Annotated in this window: 22 protein-coding genes and 3 tRNA genes; 22 read left to right on the top strand and 3 right to left on the bottom strand. The window is 64.6% G+C overall.

Annotation, left to right across the window (positions count from 1 at the left end):
• Window positions 1–62 precede the first annotated feature (62 nt).
• The 16 genes from fabF to nagZ all read left to right on the top strand — a co-directional run bounded on the left by fabF (window position 63) and on the right by nagZ (window position 14,674).
• The gene (gene fabF, locus J8I82_RS30885) at window positions 63–1,295 is read left to right on the top strand and encodes a beta-ketoacyl-ACP synthase II (RefSeq protein WP_209763357.1); all 1,233 of its coding nucleotides are present in this window, start codon (window positions 63–65) and stop codon (window positions 1,293–1,295) included.
• Window positions 1,276–1,806 carry a hypothetical protein gene (locus tag J8I82_RS30880; RefSeq protein WP_245180312.1) on the top strand — a complete coding sequence of 177 codons (531 nt, stop codon included), beginning with the start codon at window positions 1,276–1,278 and terminating at the stop codon, window positions 1,804–1,806. The genes fabF and J8I82_RS30880 overlap by 20 nt, the downstream gene beginning before the upstream one ends.
• Window positions 1,807–1,933: 127 nt before the next feature.
• On the top strand, window positions 1,934–2,533 hold the full coding sequence (gene rpoE, locus J8I82_RS30875) for an RNA polymerase sigma factor RpoE (protein ID WP_012353313.1): 600 nt from the start codon (window positions 1,934–1,936) through the stop codon (window positions 2,531–2,533).
• Window positions 2,534–2,664: 131 nt separating this feature from the next.
• A complete protein-coding gene (locus tag J8I82_RS30870; RefSeq protein WP_209763356.1) occupies window positions 2,665–3,288 on the top strand; it encodes a sigma-E factor negative regulatory protein in 624 nt (207 codons plus the stop codon).
• A gap of 8 nt (window positions 3,289–3,296) precedes the next feature.
• Window positions 3,297–4,376, top strand: a complete 1,080-nt coding sequence (locus tag J8I82_RS30865; RefSeq protein WP_209763355.1) for a MucB/RseB C-terminal domain-containing protein — start codon at window positions 3,297–3,299, stop codon at window positions 4,374–4,376.
• A 130-nt stretch (window positions 4,377–4,506) separates the two neighbouring features.
• Window positions 4,507–5,991: a DegQ family serine endoprotease gene (locus J8I82_RS30860; RefSeq protein ID WP_209763354.1), complete on the top strand. Its 1,485-nt coding sequence runs from the start codon at window positions 4,507–4,509 to the stop codon at window positions 5,989–5,991.
• A 19-nt stretch (window positions 5,992–6,010) separates the two neighbouring features.
• Window positions 6,011–6,295, top strand: coding sequence for a glutaredoxin family protein (locus J8I82_RS30855; RefSeq protein ID WP_209763353.1), 285 nt, complete (start codon window positions 6,011–6,013; stop codon window positions 6,293–6,295).
• 210 nt (window positions 6,296–6,505) lie between these two features.
• A complete protein-coding gene (gene lepA, locus J8I82_RS30850; RefSeq protein WP_209763351.1) occupies window positions 6,506–8,299 on the top strand; it encodes a translation elongation factor 4 in 1,794 nt (597 codons plus the stop codon).
• An 89-nt stretch (window positions 8,300–8,388) separates the two neighbouring features.
• A complete protein-coding gene (lepB, locus tag J8I82_RS30845) occupies window positions 8,389–9,288 on the top strand; it encodes a signal peptidase I (protein WP_209763349.1) in 900 nt (299 codons plus the stop codon).
• Between the two features lie 50 nt (window positions 9,289–9,338).
• Window positions 9,339–9,752: a DUF4845 domain-containing protein gene (locus J8I82_RS30840; RefSeq protein ID WP_209763348.1), complete on the top strand. Its 414-nt coding sequence runs from the start codon at window positions 9,339–9,341 to the stop codon at window positions 9,750–9,752.
• A gap of 1 nt (window position 9,753) precedes the next feature.
• Complete coding sequence (gene rnc / locus J8I82_RS30835; RefSeq protein WP_029046315.1) at window positions 9,754–10,524, top strand: ribonuclease III; 771 nt, start codon at window positions 9,754–9,756, stop codon at window positions 10,522–10,524.
• Complete coding sequence (gene era, locus J8I82_RS30830; protein WP_209763347.1) at window positions 10,521–11,456, top strand: GTPase Era; 936 nt, start codon at window positions 10,521–10,523, stop codon at window positions 11,454–11,456. Before rnc ends, era begins: the two co-directional genes overlap by 4 nt.
• A gap of 29 nt (window positions 11,457–11,485) precedes the next feature.
• Window positions 11,486–12,373 (top strand): DNA repair protein RecO, encoded by an 888-nt coding sequence (gene recO / locus J8I82_RS30825; RefSeq protein ID WP_209763346.1) that lies wholly within the window; start codon window positions 11,486–11,488, stop codon window positions 12,371–12,373.
• A 35-nt stretch (window positions 12,374–12,408) separates the two neighbouring features.
• The gene (pdxJ, locus tag J8I82_RS30820; protein ID WP_209763345.1) at window positions 12,409–13,191 is read left to right on the top strand and encodes a pyridoxine 5'-phosphate synthase; all 783 of its coding nucleotides are present in this window, start codon (window positions 12,409–12,411) and stop codon (window positions 13,189–13,191) included.
• Window positions 13,188–13,610, top strand: a complete 423-nt coding sequence (acpS, locus tag J8I82_RS30815; protein WP_209763343.1) for a holo-ACP synthase — start codon at window positions 13,188–13,190, stop codon at window positions 13,608–13,610. The genes pdxJ and acpS overlap by 4 nt, the downstream gene beginning before the upstream one ends.
• Before the next feature lie 14 nt (window positions 13,611–13,624).
• Window positions 13,625–14,674, top strand: a complete 1,050-nt coding sequence (nagZ, locus tag J8I82_RS30810; RefSeq protein WP_209763342.1) for a beta-N-acetylhexosaminidase — start codon at window positions 13,625–13,627, stop codon at window positions 14,672–14,674.
• 91 nt (window positions 14,675–14,765) lie between these two features.
• Here nagZ and efp read toward each other — a convergent pair whose 3' ends face one another.
• Together efp and earP are read right to left on the bottom strand one after the other, a co-directional pair.
• Window positions 14,766–15,326, bottom strand: coding sequence for an elongation factor P (gene efp, locus J8I82_RS30805; RefSeq protein ID WP_029046321.1), 561 nt, complete (start codon window positions 15,324–15,326; stop codon window positions 14,766–14,768).
• A 213-nt stretch (window positions 15,327–15,539) separates the two neighbouring features.
• On the bottom strand, window positions 15,540–16,700 hold the full coding sequence (gene earP, locus J8I82_RS30800) for an elongation factor P maturation arginine rhamnosyltransferase EarP (RefSeq protein WP_209763341.1): 1,161 nt from the start codon (window positions 16,698–16,700) through the stop codon (window positions 15,540–15,542).
• Window positions 16,701–16,812: 112 nt separating this feature from the next.
• Here earP and uvrC point away from each other — a divergent pair, with 112 nt between their 5' ends.
• The 6 genes from uvrC to J8I82_RS30770 all read left to right on the top strand — a co-directional run bounded on the left by uvrC (window position 16,813) and on the right by J8I82_RS30770 (window position 21,846).
• The gene (gene uvrC, locus J8I82_RS30795) at window positions 16,813–18,924 is read left to right on the top strand and encodes an excinuclease ABC subunit UvrC (RefSeq protein ID WP_245180311.1); all 2,112 of its coding nucleotides are present in this window, start codon (window positions 16,813–16,815) and stop codon (window positions 18,922–18,924) included.
• Window positions 18,925–19,031: 107 nt separating this feature from the next.
• Complete coding sequence (gene pgsA / locus J8I82_RS30790; protein WP_029046324.1) at window positions 19,032–19,631, top strand: CDP-diacylglycerol--glycerol-3-phosphate 3-phosphatidyltransferase; 600 nt, start codon at window positions 19,032–19,034, stop codon at window positions 19,629–19,631.
• 172 nt (window positions 19,632–19,803) lie between these two features.
• A tRNA-Gly gene (locus J8I82_RS30785) sits at window positions 19,804–19,879 on the top strand.
• Window positions 19,880–19,939: 60 nt separating this feature from the next.
• Window positions 19,940–20,015 (top strand) — tRNA-Gly (locus J8I82_RS30780).
• A 107-nt stretch (window positions 20,016–20,122) separates the two neighbouring features.
• Window positions 20,123–20,196: transfer RNA gene (locus J8I82_RS30775), tRNA-Cys, on the top strand.
• Between the two features lie 420 nt (window positions 20,197–20,616).
• Window positions 20,617–21,846 carry a cation:proton antiporter domain-containing protein gene (locus J8I82_RS30770; RefSeq protein WP_209763340.1) on the top strand — a complete coding sequence of 410 codons (1,230 nt, stop codon included), beginning with the start codon at window positions 20,617–20,619 and terminating at the stop codon, window positions 21,844–21,846.
• 57 nt (window positions 21,847–21,903) lie between these two features.
• Here the strand turns inward: J8I82_RS30770 and J8I82_RS30765 are convergent, their stop codons facing one another.
• The gene (locus tag J8I82_RS30765; protein ID WP_209763339.1) at window positions 21,904–22,833 is read right to left on the bottom strand and encodes a LysR family transcriptional regulator; all 930 of its coding nucleotides are present in this window, start codon (window positions 22,831–22,833) and stop codon (window positions 21,904–21,906) included.
• Between the last annotated feature and the right edge of the window lie 55 nt (window positions 22,834–22,888).

Genomic DNA, 22,888 nt, shown 5'->3' with positions numbered 1-22,888 from the left:
TGGCACGCCAGCAGGCTGATCCGTCGTTCCGTTGCCTCTTCACGCACCCGTAGGAAAACATAGTGAGCCGTCGTCGCGTCGTCGTCACTGGGCTTGGCCTTGTGTCTCCGGTCGGAAACACGGTTGCCGAAGGCTGGGCCAACCTGGTAGCCGGCAAGTCCGGCATCGCCACCATCACCAAATTCGATCACTCCGCGCTTTCCGTGCACTTCGCCGGTGAAGTGAAGGGCTTCAATGCCGAGGACTACATCCCGGCCAAGGAAGCCCGCAATATGGATACCTTTATCCATTACGGCATCGCCGCGGGTACGCAGGCCCTGAAGGACAGCGGCCTGGAAGTGACCGAAGCCAACGCCGAGCGCATCGGCGTGCTGGTCGGCTCGGGCATCGGCGGCTTGCCGATGATCGAAGACACCCATGCCGTGCTGACCGAACGCGGTCCGCGCCGCATTTCGCCGTTCTTTGTGCCGGGCTCGATCATCAACATGATTGCCGGCCATCTGTCGATCATCCACGGCATCAAGGGCCCGAACCTGGCTGCCGTGACCGCGTGCACGACCGGCCTGCACAGCATTGGCCTGGCCGCCCGCCTGATCCAGGCCGGCGACGCCGATGCCATGCTGGCAGGGGGCGCAGAGTCGACGGTGTCGCCGCTGGGTATCGGCGGCTTTGCCGCGGCCCGCGCGCTGTCGACCCGTAACGACGATCCGGCCGCGGCCTCGCGCCCGTGGGACAAGGACCGCGACGGCTTCGTGCTGGGCGAGGGCGCCGGCGTGATGATGCTGGAAGAGTACGAGTCGGCCAAGGCGCGCGGCGCGCGCATCTATGCCGAGCTGATCGGCTTCGGCATGAGCGGCGATGCGTTCCACATGACCGCGCCGAACATGGACGGCCCGCGCCGCTGCATGGTCAACGCGCTGAAGGACGCAGGCATCAATGCGGACCAGGTCCATTACCTGAACGCGCATGGCACCTCGACGCCGCTCGGCGACAAGAACGAATCCGATGCCATCAAGGCAGCGTTCGGCGACCAGGCCTACAAGATGGTGGTGAACTCGACCAAGTCGATGACCGGCCACCTGCTGGGCGGCGCCGGCGGCCTGGAATCGGTCTTCACCGTGCTGGCCGTGCACAACCAGGTGTCACCGCCGACGATCAACATCGACAACCAGGATCCGGAATGCGACCTGGACTACGTGGCCAACACGGCGCGCGAAATGAAGATCGACGTTGCGGTGAAGAACAACTTCGGTTTCGGCGGTACCAACGGCACGCTTGTCTTCCGCCGCGTCTGATCCGTGGTTGAGGCGGGCCCTGCGCGGGCTGCGCCAGGACAGGGTCCACCCCTTGCGGTGGGCCCTGTTGTTGTTCTGCGCCGGTGAAACGGCTGCGGTGGTATTGCTCGCGTCTGTGCTGGCCGACACCGTTGCCGCCACCCCTGCCGGCATGCTGTGGTGGCATGGCGCGCTGGCATTGCTACCCGTCGCAGCCGGCGTGGCGATGGTGCGCCACTGGTGCCGATGGATGCGTGCCCTGCGCTGGTGTTGCACGGCGCTGCTGCAGGCGCCCGACGGCAAGGGGCCGCTGCGGGTCCGTATTGAAGCACCCGGTGGCAGCCGCCACGAAGTTGTGGTGAGCGGATTCTGGCAGGCGGGCGGCATCGCTGTCTTGCGCCTTTCCGCCCGTTCGCCCGGCCTGCCAGGCGCCGTCTTCCTTCCCTGGCAAGCTGTGTCGCTGGAACTCTCGCGGCGGTTGCAGTGCGCCGCCAGAGTTGCACTGCAGGTGCAACCCGACACGGCTGCCTAGGGAACGAAATTGTTAATTCACGGTCACAGGATGCGCGTTGCTCGACGGGGCGGGCGGAGAATCGTAGGTAAAATACAACGTTTGTCGTGACGACCAAACCAAGAGATACACTGCAGGTGAGCCATACGTGAGCGAACGCGAAGCCGATCAGCTCCTAGTTGAACGCGTCCAGCAGGGCGACAAGCGGGCCTTTGAACTTCTGGTGACCAAATACCATCGGAAGATCATTCGCCTGATCTCGCGCCTGGTCAGAGACCCCGCCGAAGTCGAGGATGTGGCGCAGGATGCCTTTATCAAGGCATATCGTGCCTTGCCCCAGTTTCGCGGGGAGTCGGCCTTCTACACGTGGCTGTACCGGATCGCCGTCAACACGGCCAAGAACTACCTGGCTACCCAGGGCCGCCGTCCGGAAGCGTCGAGCGACATCGATGCAGAAGAGGCTGAAACTTTTGCGGACGGTGAGCAACTAAGGGATATCAATACGCCGGAGTCGATGCTCCACACGCGCCAGGTTGCCGAGACGGTGAACCGCGCCATGGAAGCACTGCCGGAGGAATTGCGGACCGCCATCACGCTGCGCGAGATCGAGGGCCTCAGCTATGAGGAAATCGCGGAGGCGATGGGATGTCCGATCGGCACGGTGCGCTCGCGGATCTTCCGCGCGCGCGAGGCGATTGCCGAAAGATTGCGCCCGCTGCTGGGAACGGCAGAGGGCAAGCGGTGGTAGTGGTTCCGGTGGTAGTAGTTCGGTAGCAAAGAACGATGTCGTGCGGCCAGCGTTGCAGCCTATTCCTGCATCGATAAGCGACAGCAGTAGACGGGATTATCGGTGTTCAATGGAATGTCTTGGGGTGGGAAATGGGTCAGGCTCATAAGCAGTCGGTTCATGTAGTGGAAGCAGCGGAGCAGATCTCCGTTCTGATGGATGGCGAACTGGCGCCGCACGAAGTCAATGCCGTGCTCGATCTCGCAAAAAGCGACGACGGCATGGCCGACTGGAGCACATACCAGTTGATCGGCGATGCGCTGCGCTCGGAAGACCTGACGCACGCAGGCTCCACCGCCGATTTCCTTACTCGCTTCTCCGCCCGCCTGGAGGCCGAGCCGCACGTGCTGGTGCCGGCCGTGGCGCAAGCCAGTGCACGCCACCGCCTGCTGGTCAGGCCATCGTGGGTGCGCCGCGCCTTGCCTGGTACCGCGATCGCTGCCGCAGTGGCGGCGGTCAGCTGGGTGGTCGTGCCGCAGATGCGCGGACCCGCTGGCCTGGCCGTGCCCGAAGCCGTGGTGGCGCGTGCGGAACCGTCCGCAGCCGCGCCGGCTGCCGGCATCGTCACCGTAGCCGATACCCAGATGATCCGCGACCCGCGCCTGGACGAATATCTGCGTGCCCATCGCACCTCGGTGGCAACGGATGCGTTCGTGCCGACCATGCGCACGGTTGCCAACGGCGCCAGCTTCTCTCAGGAAAATACGCAGGAATAATGCCGGACATGCTTAAGGGACGGTCGTCCGCCTATGTAGCGGGCGCACAGAGAATTGGGGCCCTGCGTAGGTCCCTTTTTCTGGCCTTGTGTCTGACTGCTGCAGCGGCAACCGCGCAGCCCTCGGACAATACGCTGAACCGACGCGACGCCACCGCCTGGCTCAACAAGATCCACAAAGCCGCGCAACGCGAAAACTATGTCGGCACGCTGATCTATCAGCGCGGCAGCGTCATGCATGCGTCGCGCATCCAGCATTACAGCGATCTGGTCAACAACGAGTACGAGCGCCTGGAAACGCTGGACGGCAAGCCGCGCGAGGTGCTGCGCCAGAATGACGTGGTGCACAGCCTGATTCCGGAAGCCAAGCTGGTGGTGGTGGAGAAGCAGGAAGCCAAGGACCGCTTCCCGGCGCTGCTTGCCACCAACAAGAACGATGTGCTCGAACTTTATGACATGCGCAGGATGCCCGCGGAGCGCGTCGCCGGCATGGATTGCGAGGTGTTCGCGCTGGAGCCGCACGATGCCGCGCGCTATGCGGTGCGCCTGTGGGCCGAGAAGAATTCCGGCCTGCTGATGCGTGCGCAGACCGTTGGCGACGGCGGCAAGGTGCTGGAGCAGGTGGCGTTCTCGCAAGTCCAGATCGGGGTGCCGTCTGAAAAGCAGCGCATCCTCGCAGCCATCAAGAGTTCCAGCAACTGGAACCACTACGAGGTAAATTACCAGCCGACCAATATCGCCGACGAAGGATGGACGATCGCGGTGCCGCTGAAGGGTTTCCAGAAAATCCGCGAGGTGCGCCGTCCGCTGGGTGAGCTTCGGGCGTCGGCGCCCGGCAACAGCCGCGGTCAGGTCTTCGAAGTTCTGCAGGTGGTCTACAGCGACGGGCTGACCGGCCTCTCGGTCTTCATCGAGCCGGTTTCCGAGCAGCGAGTGCGCCGCGAGGGCGTAGCCGCGCTCGGCGCGACCCAGGTCGTGGTGCGCCGGATAGCCGATTACTGGATCACCGTGGTCGGCGAAGTGCCGGCGAGCACCGTACGCCAGTTTGCGACGGCCGTAGAGTACCGGCAGCCCAAGGCGGTACACTGAGCCTGACGCGGGTGCAGCCGGCGCCTCGGAATGCCCGTTCCGGGTGCCCGGCCCATGAAACCTGCGCAAGGGGTCCCAGCCACGGGATCATTTCGGTTTTTCTTCTTTCGCTGAATCCCGGGAGTTGTCGATGACTTTCAGATCTCCAGCCCTGGCGCGTGCCGTGGTCATGGCTGCCATGTTGGTGCTCGGCCCGACCGTGGCCGAAGTCAGCCACGCCCAGACTGCCGCCAACAGCTACAACCTGCCTGATTTCACCGACCTGGTGGAAAAGGCCAGCCCCGCGGTGGTCAATATCCGCACCACCGAGCGCGTGCGCCAACGCGGCGGCGCCCCCGGCGATGATGAAATGGCCGAGTTCTTCCGGCGCTTCTTTGGCGTGCCCATGCCGGGCGCGCCGTCCCCCGGCACGCCGCCCCGCCGTAACCAGCCGCCGCAGCAGGAAGAGCAAAGCCGCGGCGTAGGCTCGGGCTTCATTATCAGTGCCGATGGTTATGTGATGACCAATGCGCATGTGGTGGCGGACGCCGAAACCATCTACGTGACGCTGCCGGACAAGCGCGAGTTCAAGGCAAAGCTGATCGGCTCGGACAAGCGTACCGACGTGGCGCTGCTGAAGGTGGATGCCAACAACCTGCCGCGCCTGCCGCTGGGCGACTCGGAAAAAGTCCGCGCCGGAGAGTGGGTGCTGGCCATCGGCTCGCCGTTCGGGCTCGATAACAGCGTGACTGCCGGCATCGTCTCGGCCAAGGGGCGCGATACCGGCGATTATGTGCCGTTTATCCAGACCGATGTGGCGGTCAACCCCGGTAACTCGGGCGGCCCGCTGATCAACCTGCGCGGCGAAGTGATCGGCATCAACTCGCAAATCTACAGCCGCAGCGGCGGCTATATGGGTATTTCCTTTGCAATCCCGATCGACGAGGCGATGCGCGTGTCGGAGCAGCTCAAGACCGCCGGGCGCGTGACCCGCGGCCGCATCGCTGTGGCGATCGGCGATGTCACCAAGGAAGTGGCTGATTCGCTGGGACTGGGCCGTGCGCGCGGCGCACTGGTTGGCAGCGTCGAGCCGGGCGGCCCCGCCGAGAAGGCAGGGATCGAGGCCGGCGACATCATCCTGAAGTTCAACGGCCGCGATATCGAGCGCGCTTCGGACTTGCCGCGCATGGTCGGCGACACCAAGCCGGGCGCGCGCGTGCCGCTGCAGTTGTGGCGCAAGGGTGCGACCCGCGAGGTCACCATCACCGTCGCCGAGCTGGAGCCGGACGGCAAGGCGCGCGCCAGCCGCAGCGCTGCGCCCAAGGAAGACAGCGCACAGGCCAGCAAGCCCAACGCGCTGGGTCTGGTGGTCAACGACCTGCCTGACGCGCGCCTGAAGGAACTCAAGCTCAAGTCGGGCGTCGAGGTAGAGCTGGCCGACGGCCCTGCGCTGCGCGCCGGCATCCGTCCGGGCGACATTATCCTGCGCCTGGGCGACACGGACGTGACCAACGCCCGCCAGTTCAACGAACTGGTGCGCGGGCTGGACAAGAGCCGGATCGCCGCGGTGTTCGTGCGGCGCGGCGACGCCACCCAGGTGCTGACGCTGCGCCCGGGTGCCACCGCCAACCGCTGATCCGTTCCGCCTCGATGGCATGCCCGCGCTGACGCTTTACGGCCGGGCATACTGCCATCTGTGCGACGACATGAAGCTCGCGCTGGAGTTGCTCCGGCGCGATTTTTCTTTCGTGCTGCATGAGGTGGATGTCGACAGCGACGCCGGCCTGGAAGACCGCTTCGGCGAACTGGTCCCAGTATTGATGCCAGGGCCGCCGGAGGCGCTCGACAGCGGTGCTGCGCAGCTTTGTCACTATTTCCTGGATGATGGCGCAGTGCGGGTATGGCTTGCGGCACACGGCGGCGTGCGCGCCAACCGCTGAGTGTGCCTGGCACGCATACGGCGTGGCCATTTCACGACCCGGAAGCCTTTGAAAATCCGGTAAAATTGCGGATTGGCGCAAAAATTGCACCCCTGACCTTTGCGGCACGCCCGCGCACGCCTGTCGGCGCGCGGCGCCGGGCCATTTTCGAACTGCGACGAACCGTTGTTGCCGCCCGGGCCCTGCTGCCGGCGCTCCCCTGAACACTAGATGGACCATATCCGTAATTTCTCGATCATTGCCCATATCGACCATGGGAAGTCCACCCTGGCCGACCGGATCATTCAGCTCTGTGGAGGGCTGTCGGATCGGGAGATGGAAGCGCAGGTCCTCGACTCGATGGATATCGAGAAAGAGCGCGGCATTACCATCAAGGCGCAGACCGCCGCGCTGACCTACAAGGCGCGCGACGGCAAGGTCTACAACCTGAACCTGATCGATACCCCGGGACACGTCGACTTCAGCTATGAAGTCAGCCGCTCGCTGTCTGCCTGCGAAGGCGCGCTGCTGGTGGTCGACGCCTCGCAGGGCGTTGAGGCGCAGACCGTGGCCAATTGCTACACCGCGATCGAGCTGGGCGTGGAAGTGGTGCCCGTGCTGAACAAGATCGATTTGCCGCAGGCCGACCCCGACAACGCGATCCAGGAGATCGAGGACGTCATCGGCATCGACGCGCAGGACGCCACGCCGTGCTCTGCCAAGACCGGCCAGGGCGTGCAAGACGTGATCGAAGCCCTGATCGCCAAGGTGCCGCCGCCCAAGGGCGACGCCGACGCACCGCTGCAGGCGCTGATCATCGATTCGTGGTTCGACAACTATGTCGGCGTGGTGATGCTGGTGCGCGTGGTCAACGGCACGCTGCGCACCAAGGACAAGGTCCTGCTGATGGCCACCGGCGCTCAGCACCTGGTCGAGCAGGTGGGCGTGTTTACGCCCAAGTCGATCCAGCGCGATGCGCTGACCGCCGGCGAGGTGGGCTTCGTCATCGCCGGCATCAAGGAACTGAAGGCCGCCAAGGTGGGCGACACCATCACCACCGTGCAGCGCAAGGCCGAGGCGCCGCTGCCGGGCTTCAAGGAAGTCAAGCCGCAGGTGTTTGCCGGCCTGTATCCGGTCGAGGCCAACCAGTATGAAGCGCTACGCGAGTCGCTGGAGAAGCTGCGCCTGAACGACGCATCGCTGATGTTCGAGCCGGAAGTGTCGCAGGCACTGGGCTTCGGCTTCCGCTGCGGATTCCTGGGCCTGCTGCACATGGAAATCGTGCAGGAGCGCCTGGAGCGCGAGTTCGACATGGATCTGATCACGACCGCGCCGACGGTGGTGTACCAGGTCGAGATGCGCGACGGCACCATGATCACCGTGGAAAATCCGGCGAAGATGCCGGACCCGAGCAAGATCGAAGCGATCCTGGAACCGATCGTCACCGTCAACCTGTATATGCCGCAGGAATATGTCGGCTCGGTGATCACGCTTTGCACGCAGAAGCGCGGCTCGCAGATCAACATGAGCTACCACGGCAAGCAGGTGCAGCTGACCTATGAGATCCCGATGGCGGAAATCGTGATGGACTTCTTTGATCGCCTGAAGTCGGTGTCGCGCGGCTATGCGTCGATGGACTACGAGTTCAAGGAATATCGTCCGTCCGACGTGGTCAAGGTCGACATCCTGATCAACAGCGACAAGGTCGATGCGCTGTCGGTAATCGTGCATCGCTCCAACTCGCAATACCGCGGTCGCGAAGTCGCGGCGAAAATGCGCGAGATTATTCCGCGGCAGATGTACGACGTGGCGATCCAGGCGGCGATCGGCTCGAATATCATTGCCCGCGAGAACGTCAAGGCACTGCGCAAGAACGTGCTGGCCAAGTGCTACGGCGGCGATATCACCCGCAAGAAGAAGCTGCTGGAAAAGCAGAAGGCCGGCAAGAAGCGCATGAAGCAGGTGGGTACGGTCGAGATCCCGCAAGAGGCCTTCCTGGCCATCCTGCAGGTGGACGACAAGTAAGGCAGCGGCAGTACGATGCCACTCGCGGCGATTCAATGCGCGCGTAACAGAACAGGCTGTACCAGGATTTCCAAGAACCAGAAGCCGTCATGAATTTTGCACTGATCCTTTTTGTGCTGGTGGTGATTACGGGTGTTGCGTGGGTCGCGGACAAGCTCGTGTTCGAGCGGCAGCGCCGCGCCTCGGCGCGGCTGGCGCTGGCCGAGTTCGATTCCCGCCAGGCGGCGCTGCAAGGCGGCTTCGGCGCGACCGATGCCGACGCCACGCGCAAGCGCCTGGCCGAAGAAAAGCTGCGCCAGCCGTGGTGGCTGGAATACTCGGCCAGCTTCTTCCCGGTGATCCTGGCGGTGTTCGTGCTGCGCTCGTTCGTGGTCGAGCCGTTCAAGATCCCGTCGGGCTCGATGATCCCGACGCTGCTGATCGGCGACTTCATCCTGGTCAACAAGTATGAATACGGCATCCGGCTGCCGGTGGTGAACAAGAAGATCATGGACATGCGCGAGCCTCAGCGCGGCGACGTGATGGTGTTCCGCTACCCGAAGGACCAGTCGCTCGATTACATCAAGCGCGTCATCGGCGTGCCGGGCGACACGGTGCAGTATTTCAACAAGCGGCTGACCATCAATGGCAAGCCGGCCGAGTACACCGTGCTGCCGGATTTCCTGGACGAAGAGCGCCTGGCATATTCCAAGCATTTCCGCGAAAAGCTGCCCGGCAGCGTCGACCATGGCATCCTTAACGATGCCGAACGGCCGGCGTTCGTCGCGGGCGCCGACCCGGATTTCCCTTACCGGGAAAACTGCACTTACAATCAGCAGGGTGTGACGTGCAAGGTACCTGCAGGTCACTATTTTGTGATGGGCGACAACCGGGACAACAGCCTCGACTCCCGCTACTGGGGATTCGTGCCGGACGAGAATATCGTCGGCAAGGCCTTTGTCATCTGGATGAACCTGGGCAATTTCGGACGCGTGGGCTCGTTTAAATAACTCAATCCGCGCGGCGCAAGAACGCTCAACACAATAGAGGGCAAGCGCAAATGGGTCAGACCGGGAAGGGTAAGAGGAAAGAGCCAGGCCTGAAGTACAGGCAGGCCGGATCGCGGCACCGCGGGCAGGGCGGATTTTCCGTCTGGACGCTGCTGGTCGTCGTGGTTTTCGTGATCGGCGTGGCCTTGCCGGCCGTGCGCTCGATCCCGAGCCTGGTGGAGTATTTTTCAGTGAAGCGCGCCGCCAGCTACGCGAAGCAGCGCGCTGTCAACAAACGTGAAGTCGTCGAGTATTTCGACAAACAGGCAGCCATCGACCGGATTGCCGCAGTCAAAGGCGAAGACCTGCTGGTCCGCGAGGACGATAACGGCACCATCCGCTCGGTCGATTTTTCGTACCGGACCGAAGTGCCCGTCTACGGACCCCTGAGTCTTCTGATCACCTATTCGGGAACGCAGCACTGATATGAACCTCGACGCCTTGCAGCAACGACTCGGCTACCGATTCAGCAAGCCAGAATTGCTGCAGCAGGCGCTGACGCACCGCAGCCACAGCGCCCAGCACAACGAACGCCTCGAATTTTTGGGCGATTCGGTGCTCAACTGTGCCGTGGCGGACATGCTCTATGGCATGTTCGGCAAGCTCGACGAAGGCGACCTGTCGCGTGTGCGGGCCAACCTGGTCAAGCAGCAGGCCCTGTATGAGATCGCCCAGATGCTGCAGCTGTCCGACACGCTGCGCCTGGGGGAGGGCGAGCTGAAGAGCGGCGGTTTCCGCCGCCCGTCGATTCTCGCCGACGCGCTCGAAGCCATTGTTGGCGCGGTCTTCCTCGATACCGGCTTCGAGGCCGCGCGCGCGCTGATCCGCAAGCTCTATATCCCCATCCTGGAGCAGGTGGATCCGCGTACGCTGGGCAAGGACGCCAAGACCCTGCTGCAGGAATACCTGCAGGGCCACAAGATCGCGCTGCCGCAATATAACGTAATCGCCACCCACGGGGCCGCGCACAGCCAGCAGTTTGAAGTCGAGTGCACGGTGCCTAAACTGGAAGTCCGGGTGTTCGGCACTGGTGCTTCGCGGCGTGCCGCCGAGCAGGCCGCTGCCAAGCTGGCGCTGGACGAAGTCCAGAAGCTGGTGCCGCAGTTGCTCAAGCGCAGCCGCGCCGAGCGCACCGGCAAGACCCGCAAGCAACCCCAGCCGCAGGACCCGCAGCTGTCTCTCAGGTTGAAGGAATGACCGAATCTAACCATCCGCAGCAAGACGCGGCGGATAACCCGGCCGCGGCGTTCCGCTGCGGCACCGTGGCCATTGTCGGCCGTCCCAACGTGGGCAAGTCCACGCTGATGAACGCGCTGGTCGGCCAGAAAATCAGCATCACCTCGCGCAAGGCGCAGACTACGCGGCATCGCATCGTCGGCATCCAGACCACGGACGACGCGCAGTATGTGTTCGTCGATACGCCCGGATTCCAGACCCGCCACGCCAGCGCGCTGAACCGTTCGCTGAACCGCGCGGTCACGTCGACGCTGTCGTCGGTGGACCTGATCCTGTTCGTCGTCGAGGCCGGCTATTACGGCGCCGACGACGAGAAGGTGCTGTCGCTGTTGCCTAAGAATACGCCGGTGCTGCTGGTGACCAACAAGCTCGACCGCATCGGCGAGAACCGCTCGGAAGTGATGATGCCCTTCCTGGAAAAGGTGGGGCAGCTGTTCCCGTTCCGCGAAGTGGTGCCGATGTCGGCCAAGACCCGCGACCATATCGCGCGGCTGTTCGACATCATCAGGCCCTACCTGCCGGAAGGCGAGCCGATGTATGACGCCGATGCGATGACCGACCGCAGTGAGCGCTTCCTCGCCTCCGAGATCATCCGCGAGAAGGTGTTCCGCTGGACCGGCGACGAGCTGCCGTACACCAGCACCGTGGTCATCGACAAGTTCGAGACCGAAGGCCGGCTGCGCCGCGTGTTTGCCACCATCCTGGTCGAGCGCGACGCACACAAGGCCATGATCATCGGTAACAAGGGCAGCAAGCTCAAGCAGATCTCCACCGAGGCGCGCCTCGACATGGAAAAGCTTTTTGACGGCAAGGTCTACCTCGAGATGTGGATCAAGGTGAAGAGCGGCTGGGCCGACAACGAAGCCGGACTGCGGGCCTACGGCTACGAGTGACCGCACTGCGAGCGAAAGGCGGGCGACCATTGAGCAAGACGGCTGACATCGCGCGCGCGCCGGCGCCCCGCGCCCGCCGCGCCGATCCTGTGGTGGACGAGGCGGCCGAACTGCTCGACAGCAAGGCGCTGCCCGGCATGTCCGATGCGGCGGCACGGGCCATGATGGACCGCGCCATGCGCATCGTGCCGGCCCGGCCCGAGTCGCGCGTCGCCGACCAGCCGGGCTTTGTGCTGCATGCCTGGCCGTATCGCGAGACCAGCCTGATCCTCGATGTCTTCACGCGCGACCATGGCCGCATGTCGATGGTGGCCAAGGGCGCCAAGCGCCCGCATTCGGCGCTGCGCGCGGTGCTGCAGCATTTCCATCCGGTTTCGGTGTCGTGGAGCGGCCGCGGCGAGGTCAAGACGCTGACCAAGGCCGAATGGGTCGGCGGCATGCCGCCGCTGGCGGGCGATGCGCTGCTGTCCGCGTTCTACCTGAACGAACTGCTGATGCGCTTCTGCCCGCGCGAAGATGCGTACCCCGTGCTGTTCCGCCACTACCTGGCCACGCTCACGCGGCTGGCGCACGGCGAGCCCGCCGGGCTGGTGCTGCGCAGCTTCGAGCGCGTGCTGCTGCAGGACACCGGCTTCGCGGTGGGCTTCGACCAGTGCCTGAGCACCGGGGAGCGCGTGCAGCCGGGGCTCGACTATGTCTACCAGCCCGAACGCGGCGTGCGCCGCGCCCAGCCGAGCGACCCGTCGTCGTGGCCGGTGGTGTCGGGCCAGACGCTGCTCGACATGGCGCAGGACGATTACAGCCGCGCACAGACCGCGGCGCAAAGCCGGGCACTGATGCGCTTCCTGCTGCATTATTATCTGCAAGGCGAACCGCTGAAAACGCGCCAGATACTGATCGACCTGCAGTATCTGTGACCAAACCCATTCCAATCCGAATCTCTCCTGCTCGCATGATCTTCCACGCAAATCCGGGCGTCATCGACCTTGGCGTCAATATCGACCACGTGGCTACGCTGCGCAACGCGCGCGGCACCGTGTATCCCGACCCCATCCAGGCCGCGTTGCAGGCCGAGGAAGCCGGCGCGGACCTGATCACGCTGCACCTGCGCGAGGATCGCCGCCATATCCGCGACGCCGACGTGCGCGCGCTGCGCCCGCAACTCGCCACGCGCATGAACCTGGAATGCGCGATCACGCAGGAGATGCTCGATATTGCTTGCGAGATCCGTCCGCAGGACGTATGCCTGGTGCCCGAGCGCCGCGAGGAAGTGACCACCGAAGGCGGCCTCGACGTGGCCGGGCGCTTCGAGCAGGTCAAGGCCGCCTGCGCGCAACTGGCCGGCGCCGGCATCCGCGTGTCGCTGTTCATCGATGCCGACCCTGACCAGATCGCCGCCGCGGCCGCGTGCGGTGCGCCGGTGATCGAGCTGCATACCGGCGCCTATGCCGATGCGCATGCGCCCGACCAGCAGGCGGCGGAATTCCGCCGCATCGCGGAAGGTGTCGACGCGGGCCTGAAGCACGGGCTGGTGGTCAACGCCGGACACGGCCTGCACTACACCAATGTACAGCCCATCGCGGCGCTGCCCGGCATCAAGGAACTGAACATCGGCCACGCCATCGTCGCGCATGCGGTGTTCGTCGGCTGGCAGAACGCGGTGCGCGAGATGAAGGCCATCATGGTGGCCGCGCGCCTGGGCACCCGATATCCCGTCGCAGGCGCGCCGGCGTGATCTACGGCGTCGGCACCGACATCATCCAGATCGCCCGCGTGCAGGGCGTGATGGAACGCACCCATGGCCGCTTCGCGGAAAAGGTGCTAGGACCGAACGAGCTGGCCAAATACCACGCGCGCAAGGCGCGTTCCGAGAAGCGCGGACTCGCCTTCCTGTCCACGCGCTTTGCCGCCAAGGAAGCCTTTTCCAAGGCCATCGGCCTTGGTATGCGCTGGCCGATGACGTGGCGCGCGATGGAGCTGATGAACCTGCCTTCGGGCGAGCCTTCGCCGGTATGCCACGGAGAACTGGCAGCATGGCTCGCGGAACGCGGCCTCACCGTGCGGGTCAGTGTCAGTGACGAACATGACTATGCAGTCGCCTTCGCCATTGCCGAGCGCATCGGCGAGGTAGCTCCTCAAACCAAAGACTTGTGAATCCAACCCCTTCAATGTCAAAGAAGAACTCCGGCAAGCGGCCGGGCCCGGTGGTCCTCGACGTCGTCGGCAAGCAGCTCGATACCGACGATGCGCGCCGCATCGCGCATCCGCTGACCGGCGGCGTGATCCTGTTCGCTCGCAACTTCGAATCGCGCGCGCAGCTGCAGGCGCTGACGCGCGCAATCCGCGCGGTGCGCGACGACGTGCTGATCTGCATCGACCATGAAGGCGGCCGCGTGCAGCGCTGCAAGACCGATGGCTTTACCCATTTGCCGGCGATGCATAGGCTGGGCGAGCTGTGGGACCGCGATGTACTGGCGGCGACGCGCGCTGCGGTGGCATGCGGCTACGTGCTGGCGGCCGAGCTGCGCGCCTGTGACATCGACTTCAGCTTCACGCCGGTGCTGGATCTCGACTACGGGCGCAGTGCCGTGATCGGCGACCGCGCCTTCCATGCCGACCCGCGCGTGGTGACGATGCTGTCCGGCCACCTCAACCACGGCCTGCTGCTGGCCGGCATGAGCAACTGCGGCAAGCACTTCCCCGGCCACGGCTATGTCGAGGCTGACTCGCACGTGGCGATCCCGGTCGACGAGCGCACGCTGGACGAGATCCTCGAACATGACGCGCGTCCGTACGAATGGCTGGGCCTGGGCCTGTCGTCGGTGATGCCGGCGCACGTGATCTATCCCAAGGTCGACCCGAATCCGGCCGGCTTTTCGCGCTACTGGCTGCAGGACGTGCTGCGTGCGCAACTAGGCTTCGAGGGTGTGATCTTCAGCGACGACCTCAGCATGGAGGGCGCCAGCGTGGCCGGCAACGTGACCGAGGCCGCGCGCGCCGCGCTGACGGCCGGCTGCGACATGGTGCTGATCTGCAACCACCCGGATCGCGCCGACCAGCTGCTGACCGAACTTGACGCGGGCATCGACAAGGCCTCGCAGCGCCGCGTCCGCAAGCTGTTCCCGCGCCGCAAGCCGATGGACTGGAACAAGCTGCAGGGCGAAGGCGAATACCGCGCCGCGCTGCGCACACTGCACGAGTTCGAGCTGCTCGGCTGATCCGCTGAGTGTACAGAAACAGAAAAAGGCAGCCGAGGCTGCCTTTTTTCCTTGCCGGTCCCGCTGTGCCAGCCGGGACCTTGCGTACGCCTTAGTTGGCGCGGCTGCGGTATTCGCCGGTACGGGTGTCGATTTCGATCTTGTCGCCGATGTTGCAGAACAGCGGCACTTGCAGTTCGAAGCCGGTGTTGATCTTGGCGCCCTTGAGCACCTTGCCCGACGAGGTGTCGCCCTTGACAGCCGGCTCGGTGTAGACGATCTCGCGGACCAGCGTGGTCGGCATTTCGACCGAGATGGCCTTGTCGTTGTAGAACACGACTTCAACGTTCATGCCGTCTTCGAGGTAGTTCAGCGAGTCACCCATGCTGTCCTTCTCGACTTCGTACTGGTTGTAGTCGGTGTCCATGAACACGTACATCGGGTCGGCGAAGTACGAGTAGGTGCACTCGCGGCGCTCCAGCACCACCACTTCGAACTTGTCGTCGGCCTTGAACACCGACTCGCCCGGGGCGTCGGTCAGCAGGTTCTTGTACTTCATCTTGACCACGGCTGCGTTGCGGCCCGACTTGTTGTACTCGGCCTTTTGCACGACCATCGGATCGCCGCCGATCATGAACACGTTACCGACGCGGAGTTCCTGTGCGATTTTCATCTGAACTGTTTTCCTGAATAAGAAAGTAGGAATTTGGAATGGCGAAGGCGCGCTGCCGGCATTACCGCTGCGATCGGCCAGATGCTCCGCCGAAAGCCCGTATCCACGCGCTCGCGACCCCGTGCTCAGCTTGCATTCAGGTCTTCATCCCACGCGTTCGACGCTTGGGAGAGGACCTGGTTCTCCGGCCCGGTCGCCATTTGGATCAACCGGTTATTTTACCTGATTTTCGCAAAACGCCACCAGGTTGGCGGCAAGATCTCCGGGATGCTGCAAGCGTCGCTCCCAGCGTGGTGCGATTGCGGCAAGTGCCGCCAGATGCGCTCGCAGGCGCGGCCACTCGACCGGGACGCCATAGCCGTTCCAGGCGTGCCAGAAGCCCGTCAACGCTGCGGCCGCGTCGGGTGCCACGCCGCTTTGGCGGAACAGGTCGAGCCAGGCGTCGAGCTTGACCTGATGTGCCGCATCGTCCTGGGGATAGATATGCCAGACGAGTGGCCGGGCTGCCCACTGCGCACGTACGAAAGAGTCCTCGCCTCGTACGAAGTTCAGGTCGCAGGCCCACAGCAGTTCGTCGAAGTGCTCCTGGCGTACGAACGGGATCAGCTGCACGCACAGGCTGCCACGTTCGGCCGGGTCGCCGATCCGCAGCGGCGCGTCCAGCCATTCTGCGACCTGGTCAGCGGCCAGGCCGGCGGGCACCAGGCAATGGACCGGCTCGGTGCTATCGCGCCATTGCTCCAGCAGCGCGGGCAGGGCCGGGTTGCGATAGGCAAACAGGCTTACCCGCAGTGCGTCAGGCCGGGGCGTCACGCTTAGCCGATGCCACAAGGCTGCCTGGCCGGCTTTGCCGCCGAGGAAGGCGGCGCGCTGCGCGCCCAGCATCGATTCCCGCAGCAGGCCGCCGGTGCCGGACTCGAAGCCGGGGAAGAAGAAGTGCTTCACCAGCGGCAGCCGTGGATGAGGCGAGGGCATCGCATGGTGCTCCCGCACCCATGGCTCGGCGCTCAGGTATTCCAGGTTGATCCAGGCGGGTCTGGGGTCGCGTGCGGCCATGCGCGCCAGGAAGGCTGGCGGCACTTCGCAGGCGAAGGCTTCGATAACGGCGTCGTGTGGCGCCACCCCGGCGGTGTCATCCACGTCAGTGTCGCCTCCCGGCCGCCACGGACGAATTTCCACGCCCTCCAGGCGCTGCACGGTGGCTCCGGTATCGAGTTCAGGCGCCAGCCGCGCGAAGCTCGCCAGATCATCGACCCATAGCCGCACCACGTGCCCGTGCTCCTGCGCGAGCTGGCGCGCCAACCGCCAGCAGACGCCGATGTCGCCGAAATTGTCGATCACGGTGCAGAAGATGTCCCAGGAGCGGATAGGCATGGCGGGTAAAGGCGCCCACGAGCGGGATGCGCGCTGAATTGCTCTAAACTTGCGATTTTAGAGGCCGCGCCACTTTGTTGCGCGCGGGCCGTGAAGCGGTCACCGTCCCCCAATGTCCGACCAGCAATCCGATTCACCGAAACCCGAGGCCGATGTGGCGGCTGCAGCGCCGGCCGAAATTCCAGTCGCAGGTTCGGCCGAAGTTCCGGCCCAAGTTCCGGCTGAGGTGCAGCCCGAGATCGCCGCCGAAGCTCGGGGCGACCTGCCGCCGGAGCCCTTCGACCCCAAGCCGGTCATCTCGCGCCTGCCGGGCCTGCCCGGCGTGTACCGCTATTTCGATGCCGCCGGCAATGTGCTGTACGTCGGCAAGGCGCGCGACCTGAAGAAGCGGGTCTCGAGCTATTTCACCAAGACCCAGCTGTCGCCGCGCATCGCGATGATGGTCGCGCGCATCGCCCGTATCGAGACCACGGTGGTGCGCACCGAGGCCGAGGCACTGCTGCTCGAGAACAACCTGATCAAGGCGCTGGCACCGCGCTACAACATCCTGTTTCGCGACGACAAGTCGTACCCGTTTCTCAAGCTGACCGGGCACCGCTTTCCGCGCATGGCGTACTACCGCGGCGCCACTGACCGCAAGCACCAGTACTTCGGCCCGTTCCCGAGCGCCTATGCGGTGCGCGAGAGCATGCAGATCCTGCAGAAGGTGTTCCAGTTGCGCACTTGCGAGGACACCGTCTTCAACAACCGTACGCGGCCCTGCCTGCTGCACCAGATCCATCGGTGCACGGGCCCGTGCGTCAATGCCATCAGCGAAGAGGACTACGCGCGTGACGTCGCCAACGCGGCGCACTTCCTGCAGGGCCGCCAGACCGAAGTGCTGGAAGGCCTGCAGGGCAAGATGGAGCAGCATGCCGAGCGGCTGGAGTTCGAGCAGGCCGCCGCCGTGCGCGACCAGATCGCGGCGCTGTCGACCGTGCTCAAGCGCCAGGCGGTGGAGGAAGTGGGCGGGCAGGCGCGCGATATCGACGTGCTGGCCGTGGCGGTGGAAGGCGGGCGCGCCTGCGTCAACCTGGCCATGGTGCGCGGCGGCCGACATCTCGGCGACAAGGCCTATTTCCCGGCCCATGCCGACGAGGCCGCGCTGATCGTCGAGGATGCCGACCAGCGCGACACGCTGGACGAAGCCGCCGCCGCCGAGGCCGCCGAAGCCACGCTACCGCTCACCGTCGAGCGCATCGCCGCGCGGGTGTTGTCCGCCTTCATGGTGCAGCACTACCTGGAGCAACCGGCGCCGCCCATCATCGTCGTGAGCCATGTGCCGGACGATGGTGCGGTGCTGGAGGCGCTGTCGCTGCATGCCGGCCGCAAGGTGACGCTGGTGCGCCAGCCGCAGGGCCAGCGCAAGGTGTGGCTGGAGATGGCGCAGCAGGGCGCCGCGCTGGCGCTGGCGCGCAGGCTGGCCGAACAGGGCAGCCAGGAAGGGCGTACGCGCGCGCTGGCGGAAACCATCGGCCTCGACCTGGAAGACCTGGCGCTGCTGCGGGTGGAGTGCTTCGATATCAGCCATACCGCCGGCGAGGCGACGCAGGCGTCGTGCGTGGTTTATCACCACCATGACATGCAGAACAGCGAATATCGCCGCTACAACATCCAGGACATCATCCCCGGCGACGACTATGCCGCCATGCGCCAGGTGCTGACGCGCCGCTACCAGAAGCTGGTCGAGCAGATGCAGGAAGACGGCGGCGCGCAGGCAGGCAGCGAAGCCACGTCGCTGTTGCCGCAGATCGTGCTGATCGACGGCGGCAAGGGCCAGGTCGAGGTGGCGCGCCAGGTGTTCGAGGAACTGGGGCTCGATATCGGCCTGCTGGTCGGCGTGGCCAAGGGCGAGGGGCGCAAGGTCGGCCTGGAAACTCTGGTGTTCGCTGACCGCCGAGCGTCGCTGGAACTGGGGCAGGGCAGCGCGGCGCTGATGCTGGTGGCACAGATCCGCGACGAGGCCCACCGCTTCGCCATCACCGGCATGCGCGCGCGCCGGGCCAAGGCGCGCACGACCTCGCGCCTGGAAGAGATCGAAGGCGTGGGCGCGCGCCGGCGCCAGAAGCTGCTGACCCGCTTCGGCGGCCTGCGCGGCGTGATGGCCGCCAGCATCGACGAGCTGGCCAGCGTAGAGGGCATCTCGCGCGGGCTGGCCGAGGAGATCTACCGGCAGTTGCATTGACCCCGGCAGTTGCTGTCGCGGGCACGAAAATGACCAATGATGGTCGATTGGTCCGGAAATCGGCGACAATCGCGGGATTGGTCACGTTCCCCCGCCGCCCGAGCTCCATGCCTTTCAATATCCCGATCCTGCTGACCTGGCTTCGTGTCGCCATGATTCCCCTGGTGGTGGGCGTGTTCTACCTGCCCGACGCATGGCTTCCCATGCACACCAAGAACCTGACGGCAGCGGCGTTCTTTATCATCGCCGCGGTGACGGACTGGCTCGACGGCTTCCTGGCGCGGCGGTGGAACCAGACCTCGTCGTTCGGCGCATTCCTGGATCCGGTCGCCGACAAATTGATGGTGACGGCCGCGCTGCTGTCGCTGCTGGCGCTGGACCGGGTCACCGACCTGATCGCGCTGGTCATCATCGGGCGCGAGATCACGATCTCGGCGCTGCGTGAGTGGATGGCGCAGATCGGCGCGTCCAAGAGCGTGGCGGTGAACTTCCTTGGCAAGCTCAAGACCACCGTGCAGATGATCGCGATCCCCCTGCTGCTGTTCAGCGGTCAACTGCTCGGCTTCGATGCCTACGTGCTGGGCACCTGGATGATCTATCTGGCCGCTGTGCTGACGCTGTGGTCGATGATCTATTACATGAAGCTGGCCTGGCCGCAGATCCGGGAGCGCAGCAGTGTCGTGGCGGGTGCCGGCGCCCGGAAGTGAAAAGAAAATCCAAAAAGGTGTTGACGCAGAGAGGAGCTTTTTGCATAATCTCATTCTCGTTGCTGACGACATAAACGAAAGCAGCGAAATAAGGCGGGTTTAGCGCAAGATGTTGTGTGATAGCGGCAAATTGCGAAACAAAATGCCTTAAAAAGTTTTTGTGCAGTACCCTGCGGGAGTAGCTCAGTTGGTAGAGCGCAACCTTGCCAAGGTTGAGGTCGCGAGTTCGAGACTCGTCTCCCGCTCCAGGTTATGGAAGGTTCGGCAACGTGCATGGCACCGGCCGGGCTGGCAGCAAAAAGTTGTACGCGGGAGTAGCTCAGTTGGTAGAGCGCAACCTTGCCAAGGTTGAGGTCGCGAGTTCGAGACTCGTCTCCCGCTCCAATCCCCAAAGGGAAGCGACGCTTCCCTTTTTGTTTGGGTTGAAGTGCCGTGACAGGCCAGCCGGCAGCATCGGCTGAATGCGGCTACAATCCAGCATCACGTCACCTGGCGGGGTGGCAGAGTGGTTATGCAGCGGCCTGCAAAGCCGTGTACGCCGGTTCGATTCCGACCTCCGCCTCCAGTTGCAATGCAGAACGGCGCCTTTGGGCGCCGTTTTTGTTTTGCGCGTGGTTTGCGCTTGTTCCTTCCGCCTCGCACAGGCACTCCTCGCCACGAATTGCCTTGCATTTCTGCGCTTTGAGCGGGTGGCGGGCATGTTACATTACCCCTGTCGTACGCTTTTTCGGGGTGCGCCGCGCGGTGGATCGCGGCGCAGCATGTCATACGCCATTCCCGATCCGTGATGCGCCTCCAGCGTGTCCGGGGCCGCTGCGGCACTTCCCGTTCTTTCCCTGCTTGTCCCGTTCCGAGTCTGCCGATTGGGCCGCACCGACCGCTGGTGCGCGCCGCATGGTGGTTCGTGGCATCGTGGCGCGCGTGGAGAGGGCGGGTGGGATCCAGCCATCGCCGTCCAGCCCCTGACACGAGGAACCCCGCACGCATGCATCACGCCACCCCGCTCATCAGCACCATTGTCGGCGGTATCGTCCTGGCCTTCGTCCTTGGCGCCATCGCCAGCAAACTGCGGCTGCCGCCGCTGATCGGCTACCTGTTCGCAGGGATCGTGGTGGGGCCGCATACGCCGGGCTACACGGCCGACCAGGCGCTCGCGCCGGAACTCGCCGAGCTCGGCGTGATCTTGCTGATGTTCGGCGTCGGGCTGCATTTTTCGATCAAGGATCTGATGGCGGTGAAGCGCATCGCGATCCCCGGGGCAGTCGTGCAGATCGGAATCGCGACCGTCCTCGGCATGCTGGTGGCGTGGGGGTTCGGCTGGTCGTGGGGGCAGGGACTGGTGTACGGGCTGGCGCTGTCGGTGGCCAGTACCGTGGTGCTGCTCAAGGCGCTGCAGGAGCGCGACCTGGTGGAGTCGCCCCAGGGGCGGATCGCGGTAGGCTGGCTGATTGTTGAGGACCTGGCCATGGTGCTGGCGTTGGTGCTGTTGCCGGCGATGGCGGGTCTGCTTGCCGGCGCCCCGGACACCGCTGCCGAAGGCAGTCCGGGCACGGGCGAAGTCCTGCTGGCGGTGTTTTCGACACTGGGCAAGGTCGCTGCCTTCGTCGCGGTAATGCTGCTGATCGGGCGCCGCTTTATCCCGTGGATGCTCGAGCGCATCGTCTGGACCGGCAATCGCGAGATGTTCCGCCTGGGCGTGCTGGCGACGGCGCTGGGCGTGGCCTATGGCGCGTATTCACTGTTTGGCGTTTCCTTCGCGCTGGGGGCGTTTTTTGCTGGTATGGTGCTGGCCGAATCCGAATTCAGCCATCGCGCGGCCGAAGAATCGTTGCCGCTGCGCGATGCCTTTTCGGTGCTGTTCTTTGTCTCGGTCGGCATGCTGTTCGATCCCATGGTGCTGGTCAACGACCCGTGGGGCGTTCTGTCGACGCTGTTTATCATCGTGGTCGGCAAATCGCTGGCGGCGATGGGCATTGTCCGGGTGTTCGGGCACTCCGGACAGACCGGCATGACGATTGCCGTCAGCCTGGCGCAGATCGGCGAGTTCTCGTTCATCCTGGCGAGTCTGGGCGTCTACCTGAACATCTTGCCCGAGCGTGGCCAGGCACTGATCCTGGCAGGCGCGTTGCTGTCGATCATGCTCAACCCGGTGCTGTTCCACCTCCTCGACCTGTACACCGCACGCAGCAAGCGCGGTGAGCCGCAGGCGGCCTAGCCGTCGCGCTTTGGCGGTCCGCTGCATGCATCATGCTCCACCGATGGGGCACGCGCATCACGCGCCGATTCGCGGCGCCATGGTGCGCAGGTATTCGGTGAAGGCCAGCAGGCCTTGCGTCGGAAACTTGTCCTGGTGCACCACCAGCTGCAGCGGCCGCACGATGCGCGGCAATCCTTCACGGATCGCCACCAGCGTACCTTGCGCGAGTTCATCGCGCACCACGTGCAACGAAAGGCAACTGACGCCAAAGCCGCTCATCACCGCGCGCTTGATCGCTTCAGCATTGCCCAGTTCCAGCGCAAAGCGCAGTTCGCCCAGCAGTGGCACCAGGCGTTCCTCGATCACCTCGCGCGTGCCCGAGCCCGGTTCGCGCACGATCCATTCGGCATCGCGCAGCGCCACCAGGTCGGTCGGCGTGAGCGCGAGCGGATGTGAGGGGCCGACCACCACCACCATCTCGTCGTCGCACCAGTGCATGCTGCGCAGGTCGCGCTCGTGGCTGGCGCCTTCCACCAGGCCGATGTCAGCTTCGAACTGCAGCAATGACTGCAGCACTTCGCGGGTGTTGCCGATGCGAAGGTCGAGAGTGCAGGGCCCGCTGCGCGAATGACGGAATCCCGCCAGCAGAGGCGGCAGGATATAGCTGCCGATGGTGTTGCTGGCAGCGATGCGCAACTGCACCCCCGTCTGCGTGGCAAATCGCTCCAGTTCATGCGCCTGATCCAGCAGCGCCAGCGCGCGCGGGAAGAACTGGCGGCCAGTCTCGTTGATACTGAGGCGGCGAGCGATGCGATCGAACAGCGGGCTGTCCAGCGCACGTTCCAGCTCTGCCAGTGAAGCGCTGACTGCTGACTGCGACATCGCCAGCGCCTGCGCGGCTGCCATGGTGCTGCCGTGCTGGGCGACGGCGACGAAGACGGATAGCTGGCGCAGCGTGAGACGCAGGGGGCGCTGCTCGGGGCGGGGCTCTGGACGGTATTCCATATCGATAGAATAGATAAGGCATAACGATATTACCCGTTTTACGGGTTAAGGGCGG

The sequence above is a fragment of the Cupriavidus consociatus genome (genome assembly GCF_017814975.1).
Classification (GTDB): domain Bacteria; phylum Pseudomonadota; class Gammaproteobacteria; order Burkholderiales; family Burkholderiaceae; genus Cupriavidus; species Cupriavidus consociatus.
Note: the sequence above shows the minus strand (reverse complement) of the source record. Positions and strands in the feature narration are given on the sequence as shown.

Excerpts from the sequence above, each read along its gene's own strand:
- J8I82_RS30870 (WP_209763356.1), top strand. The coding sequence starts at position 2,665 with ATGGGTCAGGCTCATAAGCAGTCGGTTCATGTAGTGGAAGCAGCGGAG.
- J8I82_RS30865 (WP_209763355.1), top strand. The coding sequence starts at position 3,297 with ATGCTTAAGGGACGGTCGTCCGCCTATGTAGCGGGCGCACAGAGAATT.
- J8I82_RS30860 (WP_209763354.1), top strand. The coding sequence starts at position 4,507 with ATGACTTTCAGATCTCCAGCCCTGGCGCGTGCCGTGGTCATGGCTGCC.
- J8I82_RS30855 (WP_209763353.1), top strand. The coding sequence starts at position 6,011 with ATGCCCGCGCTGACGCTTTACGGCCGGGCATACTGCCATCTGTGCGAC.
- lepA (WP_209763351.1), top strand. The coding sequence starts at position 6,506 with ATGGACCATATCCGTAATTTCTCGATCATTGCCCATATCGACCATGGG.
- lepB (WP_209763349.1), top strand. The coding sequence starts at position 8,389 with ATGAATTTTGCACTGATCCTTTTTGTGCTGGTGGTGATTACGGGTGTT.
- J8I82_RS30840 (WP_209763348.1), top strand. The coding sequence starts at position 9,339 with ATGGGTCAGACCGGGAAGGGTAAGAGGAAAGAGCCAGGCCTGAAGTAC.
- rnc (WP_029046315.1), top strand. The coding sequence starts at position 9,754 with ATGAACCTCGACGCCTTGCAGCAACGACTCGGCTACCGATTCAGCAAG.
- era (WP_209763347.1), top strand. The coding sequence starts at position 10,521 with ATGACCGAATCTAACCATCCGCAGCAAGACGCGGCGGATAACCCGGCC.
- pdxJ (WP_209763345.1), top strand. The coding sequence starts at position 12,409 with ATGATCTTCCACGCAAATCCGGGCGTCATCGACCTTGGCGTCAATATC.
- nagZ (WP_209763342.1), top strand. The coding sequence starts at position 13,625 with ATGTCAAAGAAGAACTCCGGCAAGCGGCCGGGCCCGGTGGTCCTCGAC.
- efp (WP_029046321.1), bottom strand. The coding sequence starts at position 15,326 with ATGAAAATCGCACAGGAACTCCGCGTCGGTAACGTGTTCATGATCGGC.
- earP (WP_209763341.1), bottom strand. The coding sequence starts at position 16,700 with ATGCCTATCCGCTCCTGGGACATCTTCTGCACCGTGATCGACAATTTC.
- uvrC (WP_245180311.1), top strand. The coding sequence starts at position 16,813 with ATGTCCGACCAGCAATCCGATTCACCGAAACCCGAGGCCGATGTGGCG.
- pgsA (WP_029046324.1), top strand. The coding sequence starts at position 19,032 with ATGCCTTTCAATATCCCGATCCTGCTGACCTGGCTTCGTGTCGCCATG.
- J8I82_RS30770 (WP_209763340.1), top strand. The coding sequence starts at position 20,617 with ATGCATCACGCCACCCCGCTCATCAGCACCATTGTCGGCGGTATCGTC.
- J8I82_RS30765 (WP_209763339.1), bottom strand. The coding sequence starts at position 22,833 with ATGGAATACCGTCCAGAGCCCCGCCCCGAGCAGCGCCCCCTGCGTCTC.